This window comes from Psychrosphaera algicola, assembly GCF_028401425.1.
Classification (GTDB): domain Bacteria; phylum Pseudomonadota; class Gammaproteobacteria; order Enterobacterales; family Alteromonadaceae; genus Psychrosphaera; species Psychrosphaera algicola.
Map to the genome: position 1 here is coordinate 2,343,759 of NZ_JAQOMS010000002.1, position 12,611 is coordinate 2,356,369.

Annotated in this window: 9 protein-coding genes and 2 pseudogenes; 2 read left to right on the top strand and 9 right to left on the bottom strand. The window is 39.5% G+C overall.

Annotation, left to right across the window (positions count from 1 at the left end; translation table 11 throughout):
• Positions 1–23: 23 nt before the first annotated feature.
• The 5 genes and pseudogenes from PN838_RS12660 to ftsY form a co-directional block, all read right to left on the bottom strand.
• A pseudogene (locus tag PN838_RS12660) lies at positions 24–844 on the bottom strand (DUF2797 domain-containing protein).
• 193 nt (positions 845–1,037) lie between these two features.
• Positions 1,038–1,874, bottom strand: a complete 837-nt coding sequence (gene rpoH, locus PN838_RS12665; RefSeq protein ID WP_272180898.1) for an RNA polymerase sigma factor RpoH — start codon at positions 1,872–1,874, stop codon at positions 1,038–1,040.
• A gap of 441 nt (positions 1,875–2,315) precedes the next feature.
• Positions 2,316–3,302 (bottom strand): permease-like cell division protein FtsX, encoded by a 987-nt coding sequence (gene ftsX / locus PN838_RS12670; RefSeq protein ID WP_272180899.1) that lies wholly within the window; start codon positions 3,300–3,302, stop codon positions 2,316–2,318.
• Between the two features lies 1 nt (position 3,303).
• Positions 3,304–3,991 (bottom strand): annotated as a pseudogene (gene ftsE, locus PN838_RS12675) (cell division ATP-binding protein FtsE).
• Between the two features lie 140 nt (positions 3,992–4,131).
• The gene (ftsY, locus tag PN838_RS12680; RefSeq protein ID WP_272180900.1) at positions 4,132–5,532 is read right to left on the bottom strand and encodes a signal recognition particle-docking protein FtsY; all 1,401 of its coding nucleotides are present in this window, start codon (positions 5,530–5,532) and stop codon (positions 4,132–4,134) included.
• Positions 5,533–5,647: 115 nt separating this feature from the next.
• On the opposite strand from ftsY, the gene rsmD reads away from it, so the two are divergent.
• Both rsmD and PN838_RS12690 read left to right on the top strand, forming a co-directional pair.
• The gene (rsmD, locus tag PN838_RS12685) at positions 5,648–6,283 is read left to right on the top strand and encodes a 16S rRNA (guanine(966)-N(2))-methyltransferase RsmD (protein ID WP_272180901.1); all 636 of its coding nucleotides are present in this window, start codon (positions 5,648–5,650) and stop codon (positions 6,281–6,283) included.
• A gap of 104 nt (positions 6,284–6,387) precedes the next feature.
• Positions 6,388–7,191 carry a DUF481 domain-containing protein gene (locus PN838_RS12690; RefSeq protein ID WP_272180902.1) on the top strand — a complete coding sequence of 268 codons (804 nt, stop codon included), beginning with the start codon at positions 6,388–6,390 and terminating at the stop codon, positions 7,189–7,191.
• Positions 7,192–7,295: 104 nt separating this feature from the next.
• On the opposite strand, the gene PN838_RS12695 is transcribed toward PN838_RS12690, so the two are convergent.
• The 4 genes from PN838_RS12695 to PN838_RS12710 all read right to left on the bottom strand — a co-directional run bounded on the left by PN838_RS12695 (position 7,296) and on the right by PN838_RS12710 (position 12,571).
• On the bottom strand, positions 7,296–7,913 hold the full coding sequence (locus tag PN838_RS12695; RefSeq protein ID WP_272180903.1) for a YjaG family protein: 618 nt from the start codon (positions 7,911–7,913) through the stop codon (positions 7,296–7,298).
• Between the two features lie 13 nt (positions 7,914–7,926).
• Positions 7,927–9,063: a coiled-coil domain-containing protein gene (locus tag PN838_RS12700; protein WP_272180904.1), complete on the bottom strand. Its 1,137-nt coding sequence runs from the start codon at positions 9,061–9,063 to the stop codon at positions 7,927–7,929.
• A gap of 126 nt (positions 9,064–9,189) precedes the next feature.
• Entirely contained in the window at positions 9,190–10,110 is a 921-nt protein-coding gene (locus PN838_RS12705; protein WP_272180905.1) for a coiled-coil domain-containing protein, read from the bottom strand.
• Positions 10,085–12,571, bottom strand: a complete 2,487-nt coding sequence (locus tag PN838_RS12710) for a coiled-coil domain-containing protein (protein WP_272180906.1) — start codon at positions 12,569–12,571, stop codon at positions 10,085–10,087. The genes PN838_RS12705 and PN838_RS12710 overlap by 26 nt, the downstream gene beginning before the upstream one ends.
• Positions 12,572–12,611 lie beyond the last annotated feature (40 nt).

Consider the following 12,611-nt stretch of genomic DNA (forward strand, 5'->3'; position numbering starts at 1 on the left):
GCGCCGATCCCATAAAAGACGCCTTAATAACTCACTTCAATTTCATATGACGTAAATTTTCGAACATTAATCACGCCGGTATCAAAAATAAGGTATTGCCCCTTAATTCCCAGTAACACGCCGTTGACTTCAACATTTTTGTCAAAGTTGTGTGAGGCTATTTTGGTTGGGTATTGCGTCACTGGATAATCAATCGTGACCAATTCCTGATCCAATAATTCTACCGAGTCTTCACCAAATTTTAGTCTAATTTCGTCAAGTCGTTCCGATATTTGTGGCACTAACTCTAGGGCTTTTTGTTTTAAATCGAGTTCTGGATTTTCGCCCTTCAACATTGCTCGCCAATTGGTTTTATCAGCGATAAATTCCGCTAACGCGATCTCCACTAAACCAGACTGTAAACGGGTCTTAACTTTAAACAACGGAATCGCCTGTGTTGCGCCCTGATCAATCCACCTTGTTGGTATTTGCGTATGGCGTGTTATACCCACTTTTAACCCTGAGGTATTCGCTAGATAAACATAATGTGGGATCATGCAATTCTCTTCACCCCATTGAGGCTCTCGGCATGTGCCTTCGGCGTGGTGGCAGGTTTCCGGTTTCATGATGCACATATCGCATGACGCAAGTTTCCTCATACACGGAAAACAATGTCCTTGAGAGAAACTCTTTTTCGTCTTTTTCCGCAACTGCTGCAATTAATATTGCCGGTATGAGTAAGTGTTAATGACTTACCAATAAAGTGATTTAACGGTAGTTCTTCATCGCCGACTGGCAATAAGTAAGTTACTTGATTTGTTTGCGTGTCTAAACTTGCACGCATTTTTTTGAGGTGTCCCAACATAAATGATGTTCTTAGTGTTTACGTTAATTATTAGAAGTATAAAGCGAATTGGCAGCCAGACCAACGTAATTCATAATGCAATTCTCAGGGCAAAAAAACCAGCCACATTGGCTGGTTCTAATTACAACAGTTGAGGTGCTATAAACTGCTAATCGCGTAACCGCTTTAAGCAACTAACAACGCTTGAACTTTTTCATTGCATTTTTTCTAACTGACGAACACGTTCAGCAGAAACACCGTATTTGTCAGCCAACTCTTGCAACGTTGTTTTGTTGTTATCGTCTAACCAACGGCTGTGCAATATATCCTGACTACGGTCGTCTAATGTTTTAATTGCAGACATCAAACGGTTGTTAGTATGTTCAACGTACTGTTCTTTTTCAACGTTTGCCGCTAAGTCAGAATTATTTGTTTGTAAATACATTGACGGTGAATACGCTGCAGAATCAGAATCATCTTCATCATTACCGATATCAAACGCCATGTCGTAATTACTCATGCGAGATTCCATCTCTAACACTTCTTTTTCTGACACGCCTAAAGTTTCTGCAACAGTTGAAACTTCCTCGTTGCTAAACCAGCCAAGACGTTTTTTCGACTTACGTAAGTTAAAGAATAATTTACGTTGTGCTTTCGTTGTCGCAACTTTAACGATGCGCCAATTTTTTAATACAAATTCGTGGATTTCAGCTTTAATCCAATGTACTGCAAAAGAAACTAAACGTACGCCAACCTCAGGGTTGAAACGTTTTACCGCTTTCATAAGGCCGATATTACCTTCTTGGATTAAATCCGCTTGAGGTAAACCGTAACCTGAATAGCTTCGTGCAATATGTACAACAAAACGAAGGTGCGACATGATAAGTTTGCGCGCAGATTCCAAATCTTCGTTTTCATATAGTTTGAATGCCAGTTCTCTCTCTTCCTGAGCAGCTAACATATCAATGCTTGTCACGTAAGAAACATAAGACTCAATGCTGCCGCTTTGAGGCGTTATCGCCAATGCCATTGATTGATTTTTTCGGCTCATATTTAAACCTCCTTTAATTAACTGAAAGGCATCTTAGCACTCAAGCTGATAGAGTGCTAATTTATTTTTCGCTATTTATAGATCGATTAGATCTATGGCTATAAGCCTAATATAAGATTTAGAAATAACCTTTAAATACAGACAGATAAAATGAATTTTTGCAGAAAAACCAGCTGGTAAATCAAAATATTTGAAGAATATTGTTCAAAAAACGCAGATTGAAACACTTTGTTACGCTTTAGCGCTAAATTAAGTGCTGTACTTTTTGACAAGAAACGTCTTGCTGATTGCGGATAGTTATTAGTCAACAACAACCGTGACTATCTGAGTATAAAAGTAGAACAATGAGGAGCCTGCGTTGTCGACTGCTAGCGCATAGAGCATTGAGTCCTGCCGCTCAACCGTTTGAGGCATCACGGCAATTTTTACGTAAAAGAATGCTTAATCAATGTTTGGTTCAATTTCTTTAATATGACGATGCACAGACCAGAAAGCGCCTGAGAATCCTAAAAACGAAGCTATTGCCATTAACCAACCGAACTCGGCAAATGATAGGCCCTCAATTTCAAAGTCGTTGACATACAAGCCAGAGATTTCGACTAAAGCAGATTGCATCCACCAGACAACAAAGTTTACAACGATAAACGCTATAAAGCCGCCCATCAGTCCGTACCACAAACCGGTATAGACAAAAGGTCGCTGGATAAATGCTTCCGTCGCCCCTACCAGTTTCATTACTTCTATTTCTTCTCGTCTAGAGATTATCGATAGCCTAATCGTATTGCCGATGATTAACACCACAGATACCAATAATAAAATGGCAACGGTAATTACGGACTCCTGCAACATATTAACAATGGCGTTGAGTCGCGTTAACCAATCTATATCAAGTTTACCAAAATCAACTTCGCGTTCTTTCTGCAGTTTAAGTAATAGGTTTTTAGCACTTTCAGCTTGACGAAAACGGGCTGTAGGCGTGATTACAAATGACGCTGGCAGTGGATTAGATTCTAAATATGACAACGCCTGACCAAAACCTGAAAGCGTTTTAAACTCTTCAATAGCGTCATTTTTACTAATGTATCTAAGTTCATCCACTTCGTCATAGGCACTAATTCGTCTAATGGCACTGGCAATTTGTTGCTCTGACAATCCTTCGTTTAAAAATAAACTGATCTCAGAGGCACTGTCCCATTCAACATTAATAGATTGAACATTTTTGACTATGATGTGCAAAGTAGCAGGAAGCGTTAAACTTAAACCCATGACTAATATCGTCATAACAGAGGCGACTGGGGTACGCCAAATCTCACCTAAACTCGTTACAATTTGTCTAAGGTTATTAATCCAAAAGTATACAAAACGTTGCAGTGGGTTAACACCGCGTTTTGTTGCACCCTTTTGTTCAGAACTAAATAAAATGCTCATTTTACATCCCCAAACCGTTTTCAGCAGATAAGCCATCATTGGTCATTCGACCTTGTTTTAAACTTAATGTGCGATAACGCATACGGGCAATCAATCCTAAATCATGGGTAGCAATTAATACTGAAACACCCACATCATTAAATTGCTCAAATACATTGATGATTTCTTTTGATAACTCAGGGTCTAAATTTCCTGTTGGCTCATCGGCCAATAACAAAGGTGGTTTATTTACGACAGCGCGCGCAATACCAACTCTTTGTTGCTCGCCGCCAGACAGGATTTTCGGGAAACATTTGGCTTTATCTAATAAACCAACTTTATCCAAAGCAGCGTGAACCCGTTTCGCTATTTCACCTTGGGTATAACCTTCGATAACTAATGGCAAAGCAACATTGTCAAATACGGTGTGTTCTTGTAACAGTCGATGATTTTGAAAAATCATACCAATGTCACGGCGCGCGTAAGGCACTTGGTTCGGAGTAATGAGATTTAAATTTTTGTCATTAATAAAGACATTACCGATTGAAGGTCGTTCAATCATGCTGATCAGTTTTAATAGCGTACTTTTACCCGCTCCGGAGTGGCCTGTGAGAAACGCCATTTCTCCACGCTCAAGATGAAACGATACTTTTTCAAGAGCTCGAAACCCACTAAGGATAGGTTTTACTGACCTGCTCAAATCGGATCATTAGCGCTACTTCCCTTCATTCTTTATTATTGTTTTTGAACTGGTCATAGATTACCCCAAGGTCAGGATAGATAAAAGCCCATTACTTGAATGGGCTTTTGGTATTTTCGCTGTTTTACCTACACTTGAATAAATTCAGTATTAATTTTCACTTTCATCAAACAAGGCATCAATAAAAGATTGATGCTCAAAGGTTCGTAAATCTTCAATTCCTTCACCAACCCCGATATAGCGGATTGGAATTTCAAATTGTTCTGCAACCGCAAAGATAACACCACCTTTGGCAGTGCCGTCGAGTTTCGTTAATGATATACCCGTTAGACCAACCGCTTGATTAAATAATTTAGTTTGGCTTATGGCGTTTTGGCCAGTTGTTGCATCAATAGTTAACATGATTTCGTGTGGAATATTGGCATCCAGTTTTTTCAAAACTCGTACAATTTTTTCAAGCTCTTGCATTAAGTTATCTTTATTCTGCAATCGACCCGCAGTGTCTGCAATAAGCACATCGGCTTTACGCGCCTTCGCAGCTTGGTAAGCGTCAAAAATAACTGATGCACTGTCAGCTCCAGTATGCTGTGCAATAACCGGCACGTTGTTACGGTCACCCCATACTTGCAATTGCTCAACAGCTGCCGCTCTGAACGTATCACCTGCAGCCAACATGACAGACTTGCCTTGTTGCTGAAACTGTTTGGCCATTTTGCCGATAGTGGTTGTTTTACCAACCCCATTAACACCAACCATTAAAATGACAAATGGTCCATCGTCGTTATCAACAACTAATGGCGCATCAGATTTTTTCAATATGTCTGACATTTCAGATTTTAATAAACCGTACAGCGCATCTGCATCTTTTAACTGCTTTCGGTCTGCGTGTTCAGTCAGTCGGTTAATCAACTTAACCGTGGTATCCATCCCAACATCAGCCATTAATAATTGAGTTTCTAGCTCTTCATAAAGGTCATCATCAATTTGTTTGCCTTTAAATAAAGATAAAAAGCCGCCACCGATTTGCTGACGTGTTTTACTTAAACCTCGTTTTAGACGTTCGAAGAAACCTATTTTTGGCTCAGCTGGCGTGCTCTCGTTGTCATTTTCTGTCGCCTCAGCAGCTTCAGCATCAACATCATCAACCAATGTCGCATCATCTGTTACTTCGCTTGTTTCAGTCCTCGTGTCCTGATCTTCTTCAGGTATAGCGGACTCAGTTGATGCGACTTCGCTATTGTCAGTAGCGACTGGCTCGTCAATGCCAGTTTCTGCAACGGCAAATTCTTCCGATGAAGGTGTGATTGGTGCGATATCTTCAACAAGACTTGATCCCGCTTCATCAGCTTCAACATTTGCTTCTTGCAAAGCTCCGTTGTTAGGAGGGGTTGTTTCAGAACCGACAACATCCTTCTCTTGGTTCGATTTTTCGCCAATTTCAGTTGTACTGTCCGACTCTACAAGCTGGCTCTGTTCCGTATTTTCAGGTTGTTTCTGAGGTTCCTGAGCACCTTTTTTAAACCAAGATAAAAAACCAGACTTTTTAGCCATTAAAAAAACCTTTAAATGATGTGTTAGGCGCGGGATAATTGGCGCGTATATTATCTTAAAACAAACTAAATAATAACCACCTGATGAATTTCAACCCCAAAATTGAGGTAAAACTTTGAAACCAACGACTAACTCAGCAAAACGTGGCAAAAATCAAAGGTCAAAATCAGCACAATCAGGTGAGATCAGAATTATTGGTGGCCAATGGCGGGGACGAAAATTAAAAGTTCACGACAAAGAGGGCTTACGCCCAACAACAGATAGGTTAAAAGAAACCGTTTTTAACTGGCTGATGACCCACACTCGTGACGCTTTGGTTCTCGATTGTTTTGCTGGCGCAGGTTCTCTTGGATTCGAGGCTGCTTCACGTCACGCAAAGCAGGTGTATTGCATTGAAAAAGATAAAACCGCGGCATCCCAGTTAACGAGCAATGTCAAACTTCTCGGTGCACAACAACAAATTACCGTTTTGCAGGGTGACTTTTTTACGCAGCAGCAAATTTTAAATTTTCAGTTTGACCTTATTTTTATTGATCCCCCTTTTAACAAAGGTTTCATGGACAAAGTTGTACCGTACTTGATTGACCACAAACTCATTGCTACAGGAGCTTTAGTTTATATCGAACAGGAAACGACATCTGATTTTGACTTGACGACAAATGCGTGGTCTGAACAATTTGAACAAATTAAAAATAAATCCGCGGGACAAGTCTCTGCCACTTTATATCGATTTATTGGTAACGACGCTTGAGTTTACAGAACAACATCTGTAAAACCCTGTAAAACACGAAGAGACTCAACGGACTGACATTCATTCAATATAAATAGTCAAAATTAATAAGAATTAAATTACCTATGCTTCAACAATACCAATCGTTTTATTCAAATTTCAGCAAAGCAAAATCCCTTACAACCTTAAATAGTAAAGACCTTACTGCTTTGTTTTTATTCACCTTCAGCGCACATACTATGGCGATTGATGAGACCGAATCACTTCGACAACGTTCGCAAGATAAAACCCTATTTACCAATCTGTCTTTAGATTTATCCGGAAAAAGTGGTAACTCTGACACCGAAAATTTTGAGTTCGGTCTTTACCACTCACAGCGTCATGATAAACATTTTGGATTTATAATGGCTTCACGTGAATATGCAAAAAGTAATGGTGCAGAAAGCGCCAACAGCTCGTTTTTGCACTTTAGATACAATTACTACTTTGCTAAAGAGAAGTCGTTTGAGCTATTTACTCAAAGTAACTTTGACGATTTTCGTTCACTTGAATCGAGAAATTTATTAGGGATATCCTATCGCCAAGAATTCCATAAAACCCACGCTTTTGGAGCCGGGTTGTTTAACGAGCACGAAAAGTACTTAGTAAATGATGATCCAACCAACTTTACCCAAACCCGTGCCAATCTTTATTGGGTATTTGCAAAACCATTAAGTAAATATGCAAACTTGGCGAATACCCTGTATTACCAACCAAATATAGAAGAGTTTGGCGACTGGCGGGCCTTTAATAAGTTTTCGATTAATTCGGCATTAACTGAAAATTTATATCTTAAATTTGGTGTTTTGATTGAACATAACAGTCAGCCTGTTTTAGATGTAGAAAAAACAGACATCAGCTACCGTGCAGGATTTGAATTCGAGTTTTAGTTTTTTACTCATTAAAAAAGAGGGTTTGAATAACCCTCTTTTATTTTGCCTTTCTAAGCTCTCGTTTCAGAGTGTTGCTTTGAGCGCCTATAATCCAATGGCCTTTAGACCTCGAACTCGATACCAATATTAGTAACACCATCGGCAAGGGCAAATTCAATTGCTTTTTGGCGAATCGATTTTGCATCAAGCTGTTTCAAAGGCAGGCTTTCAACAAAATCGATGGCACTGCTTAAAAATGCCATTTCATTTTGCATCAGCTCATGTTCGCGAACGGCGTCATTATCAAGTTCGGTGTCGGCTTGATATTCAATAAGGTGCACAATACATCCTTGAGATATTTTTGCTACGGCAACCGTATCTAAGTCATCTTCACTTTGTAAGCCATTGATGTACGATAAAACAGCGGTACAAAAATACAACGCTGGATAAACACCATACATATCAAATTCATGTTCGTCCGGTGTCAGCAATTCAATTTTATCTTCCATTGCCGACAAGCTGACTTTTGCCCCCTTCACCAACAAACGCTCCCACAAAGTATTAATCATGTTGTCGAGATTATGTTCTTGAGGAAAATCGGTTACGTGGGCAAATAGATAATAATTAGGTTTCATGCGTTCAATTAACATCAAAGATATGATGCCTTGTTGCTTGTAACCTAACTCTCGAATACGTTGGAAGTTATTGGTTTTCGGTTTGTCGTTGGTTAATTTAGACAAAATGTTCCTCTCATTATGGCTTCGGCTTCTGTAAAGCCTCGAGTTGCTGTTGGGCAAAATTGAATTTTAACCGATATTCCGTCACTTGGGTTTCCAATGCACCTACTTTTTCAGTTAATTCTAATTGCAAATCGTTATTTTCAGAACGAAGTTGTTTAATCACCTCACGCGCTTGCTCAACATCCGCTGCGGATTTTTCAGAGTTTAACGTTATGCGCTGCATGGTTAATTCTTTGAGTTTCGATTTTGCTTTTTGTTCTTCTTCATTAGCAACATTAAGTTGCTCCATCAATATTTGCGAACGACGCTGCTGCTTTGTTAAATCGGCTTTCGTTTGAGTTAACTCAGACTGCGTTGCGACAAACTCTTCATCAACATGAGACAATTGACCTAGTGAATCTTCTAATCGAACTTTTAATTGGTCGTGTTCCATCTTCAAGCGACTATTCGTACCTTTTAATGCCTCGATCATTTCAGTCAGTTCAATATTGGTTTGGAATAGCTGATCCGATTGCTCATTACTAAAGCTCTGTATTGAGCTTAGTTGAGCTTGCAACATATGGATCTTCTTATCCGCGGCTTCATTCGCTTGCTCTAGCTTCACTGCGTCTTTTTGTAATTCGTCACTCCGCTGCTCAGCTTCACGTTTAGCCTGTTTAAGTACTTTAACTTCCTGCTCATCGAGACTGTGGTTTAGGTCTACTTGTTCTTGCAGCTCCGTTGTTAACTTTTTAGCTGACAACAATTCTTCAGTAAGACGCTTAATGTCTTCACGTTGTTTTTCATCGTTATTATTTGCAAGTTTAACTAAGTTACTGAGATCAACATTTGCCTCTTGTAACATAATTATTTGTTCGTCATTTGAATTGTCACTGTCAGCCTGCGAAGAGGCTAATCGAGCAACTTCCTGCTGAGCTTTAAAGAGTTCACTTTGCAGTCGTTCTTTATCATCAAGTTGTTCTTGATTTTCGGTTTCCGCGGTTTTTAGTAACTGCTGGAAGCGACGATTCTCACGCATTAAATGATCGATTTGATCACTATCAGCTTGTTGAGAATTATCAATCTCAATTTTTAGTTCTGCAATATCATGTCGTAATGCTTGTTCAGTTTTTAACGCTGAATCGGCAAACGTTTTGGCTTGTTCTTGCAAATTGTCAATTTGTAACGTGAGTTGGTCATTCTCGGCAATAAGCTGATCTTGGAATTCAAACCGTGCATTAAGCTCAGTGTCCAGTCTTGCAACTTCCTTAGCTTGCTCTGCAAAACGATTTTGCTCCTAGGTAAGCTTGCTTTCCCAACTTTCAATAACTTGCTGATGTACCTTTTTCTCTTCTTCAACAGCCAGTCTAAACGCGTCAAACTCGGCCGTTTTAGCTTGTGCTTGCAGTTCGAGTTGCTCAAAGTTTTGAATTTGTATATTTAGTTCAGCTATTTTCTCGTCGAGCTGTGATTGCAACAAGTTTGCTTGTTGCTCTAAGGTCTGTTTTGTCTCGGCGAGCTGATCTTTTTCTGTTTGTAAATTCAGTTCTAGTTGGCTGTTTTTATCAGACAACTGTTGGATTTCATTTTCCAATTGCGCTTTATCAGTGAGTAAGGCTTGGTACTCAACGTTTGCAGTTTCTAAGGCTGCATTGACTTTGGAAATCTCAACCTCAAAATTTAATTCAGCCCGCTCAAATTCATTTCGCAACGCTGTATATTTACTGTCTGATTTACTAATGATCTCAGCGAGAACGGATTGCGTATTCTCACTTTCAGTCAACGATTCTTTAAGCGTTTCAATTTCAGTTTCGCGTTGTTGAATATCAGAATAGGTTACTTCAAGTTGGGCCTGTAACTCGTTATTTTGTTTCGTTAGACGCTGGAACGCGTCACTATTTGCGTCGCGAGTTTCATCTAATATACCGCTCAAATCATCACGTTGCTTTTGCAATGATTCGTATTGCTGAGCTAATAAATCACGTTCTTTACTGGTTTTATTTAACTGATTTTGAACTCCAATCAGTTCATCCGACAGATCCGAGTGGGCGAGTTGTTGTTGACTAAACTGCTCGCGCTTTTCGTCTTTAATTTGCTCTAGCGCTTGATGTAATTCAGTTTGCTCATTTTGCAATTCAACTATACGAGATTCGAGGGTTTCAATATGACTTTCAAATTCATCTCGTTTCGCTTCAACAATGTGAAGTTGGTGCTGCAAAATGGCATTTTCCGTAGTTATTTGTGCTTAGGGCCTCTTTATGAGCTGCAACATTAACCTCTAAAGTCTGATTTAAATCCTCAACTTGCGCCGTAACTTGATCAATCGTTTGTGCTTTTAATTCTAATTCTGTTTCAACGGCATTAAGCTGAACAAGTTGCTGCGCTTTTTCTGCTTCAAGGCTTGTTACTTGCTCAGAATGTGACTCTTTTAAATCCGCTAACTCAGCATTAACTTGGCTATTTTCTGCGACTTGCTCCGCGAGTTTTTCCGCTAGAGCGTCAACTTCATTTTGCTTTGTGCTCAGATCATGAGTTGTTGCTTCAAGCTGCTGCTGAACTAAAGCTCGTCGCTCTTCTAATTCAGTGGCATCGGCTGTCAATATAGTGATCTGTTGCTGTAAGTCATCTACTTGAGAATTAATGGCCTTAATTTCTGACTCATGGTCACTTTTAGCTAAAGCACTGGTGGACTCAGCACTAGCCAACTGTTCTTGCAATGAGGATAATTCGAGCTCGAGTTCACTTTTTTCACTCGTTAGAAACTCAAGTTGTTTGCCTTGTTCAGATTTAACTTCATCCAATTCTGCTAATGACTTAGCCTGTTGCTCAAGTTGTTCACTTTTACTTTGTTCAATTTCAATGCGACTTGCTAATTCGCCTTGAGTTGCACTTTGTTGAGCAGCTAACGTATTGCTTTGCTCGCTGAGTTCTACTATTTGAGATTCTTTAGCTTGAAGTTCACGCTCTAAATCCGCGATTTGTCTATCGTAGGTCTGCTTAACTTTATTTGTATTTTCTTCGGCATCTTTTTTAGCCAATTCAAATGCTTCAAGTTGTGCTGCCGCCTCAGTTTGAAGCTTAACAATATCGCTTTGCGCATCATTAAATTGGCTTTCTAACTCATTGTAACGGGTATTTTGCTCCGCTTGAACTTTGTCAATTGAGGTGACTTTGTCCTCTTGAAATTCTTGTTCGAGTTGCAGCCTTTGTTCGTTTAATTGCTTTTCAAGCTCAACACTAAAGTTGTCTTCAAGCTTTTTGACGTCTTCTTGGTGTTGAGATTTTGCAAATCTTAGTTCGCTACTCAGATCATCAAGATTTGACTTAGTATGCTGCGACTGCAATTTGATTTCTGTCAGCTCGATACTTCGTGCTTCAAGGATTTCGAGCCGTTCAGCTTGTTCACTAATTGTCGTCTCAAGCTGAGTTTTAGTGTCGTTTAAAGAACTAAGTTGAAGTTCCAACGACTGAATGAGTTCACTTTTTTCAATTTCGCTTTGGCTGCTGTTAGCCAATTCGTTTTTTAACTGTTCAAACTCATTACATTGTTTTGCATGCTCAGACTGAAGGGCACTAAGGCCGGCAATATTTGTATCGCGTTCAAGTTGGAGATTAGCATTGTCTCCATGAAGTTGTTTTAGCTCTTCGTCTTGCTGCAATTTAGTATGTTCAAGTTCAGCTAACTGACTCTTCAATTGGTCAATTTGTGACGTTAATTGCGAAAATTGCTTGGCATCATCATTGAGATTGCTTTCAAATGTGAGGCGCTGCTTTTCTTTACTGTCCAGTAGATCTTTAAGTTCTCGAATTTCACTTAAGTAAGCTGTTTTATCGTCTACATGGCTTTTTGCGCCTTCTGCGACTTCAATTTCTAATTGAGCCACCTGCTGTGTTAAAGACGCTAAATCAATTTGACTTTGATTAACCTCTGCCTGCAATTCATCAATATTCAGAGCTTTTTCTTCACATTGCTGTTGCAACTCATCGTATTGTTTTTGCAATTCGATTTTAGCTGCTTGTTCACCACTGAGTTGTGAATGCAATTGAGATATTTGAGATTGAAAATCCGATTCTGAATCTCGTTCAGACGTCTGTGCTGAATTTAATTGCTGCTCCAAAGAAGCGTATTTGTCAGCGTCCTGCTGATAAGACTGGCGCAGCGAATTAAGTTCTGCGTTGCGCTCGGCAAGCTCTTCTTTAGTTAAGTTAAGTTGCGCGGTCAGACTCTCCAAACGATTTTCACTGTCATCGTCTGCTTTAGGTGACAACTCTTCTAGCTGGTCGTTTAAGTCACCAATTTGGGTTGTTAACTGGCTCAGTGAAAGGTCTTTTGCAAATAATTGTTCCGAGTAATATTCGGCTTCTTGTTCAGCTTTAGCTAGACGTTTTTGCAAAGTTTGGATATCGGTGGAAATTTCAGTCGCCGAAAAAGTAACTTCATCATGAGATTCTTGGTCGGTGAGTTGCTGTGATAATGATAGTAAAGCGTCTTCAATTTCTTGCTTTTCTGCTTCCACATCTTCAAGCTGACTTTGAAGTTGAGTTTGAGATTCGGTTAACTCGTCTAGAAGCGATGCGATACTAGATCGAACTTTAATAAAAGCTCTTTCATCTAAGGCTACAAACTGTTCAAATGTTAAATCCTCAAATGGATTTTGAACAGGCTTCTTTTGCGACAATTTCCTAACCCCTAATTAAAATTGGAACGACAACTGAGTT

Bases quoted from the DNA above. Each gene is read 5' to 3' on its own strand.
- rpoH (WP_272180898.1), bottom strand. From the start codon at position 1,874: ATGAGCCGAAAAAATCAATCAATGGCATTGGCGATAACGCCTCAAAGC.
- ftsX (WP_272180899.1), bottom strand. From the start codon at position 3,302: ATGAGCATTTTATTTAGTTCTGAACAAAAGGGTGCAACAAAACGCGGT.
- ftsY (WP_272180900.1), bottom strand. From the start codon at position 5,532: ATGGCTAAAAAGTCTGGTTTTTTATCTTGGTTTAAAAAAGGTGCTCAG.
- PN838_RS12690 (WP_272180902.1), top strand. From the start codon at position 6,388: ATGCTTCAACAATACCAATCGTTTTATTCAAATTTCAGCAAAGCAAAA.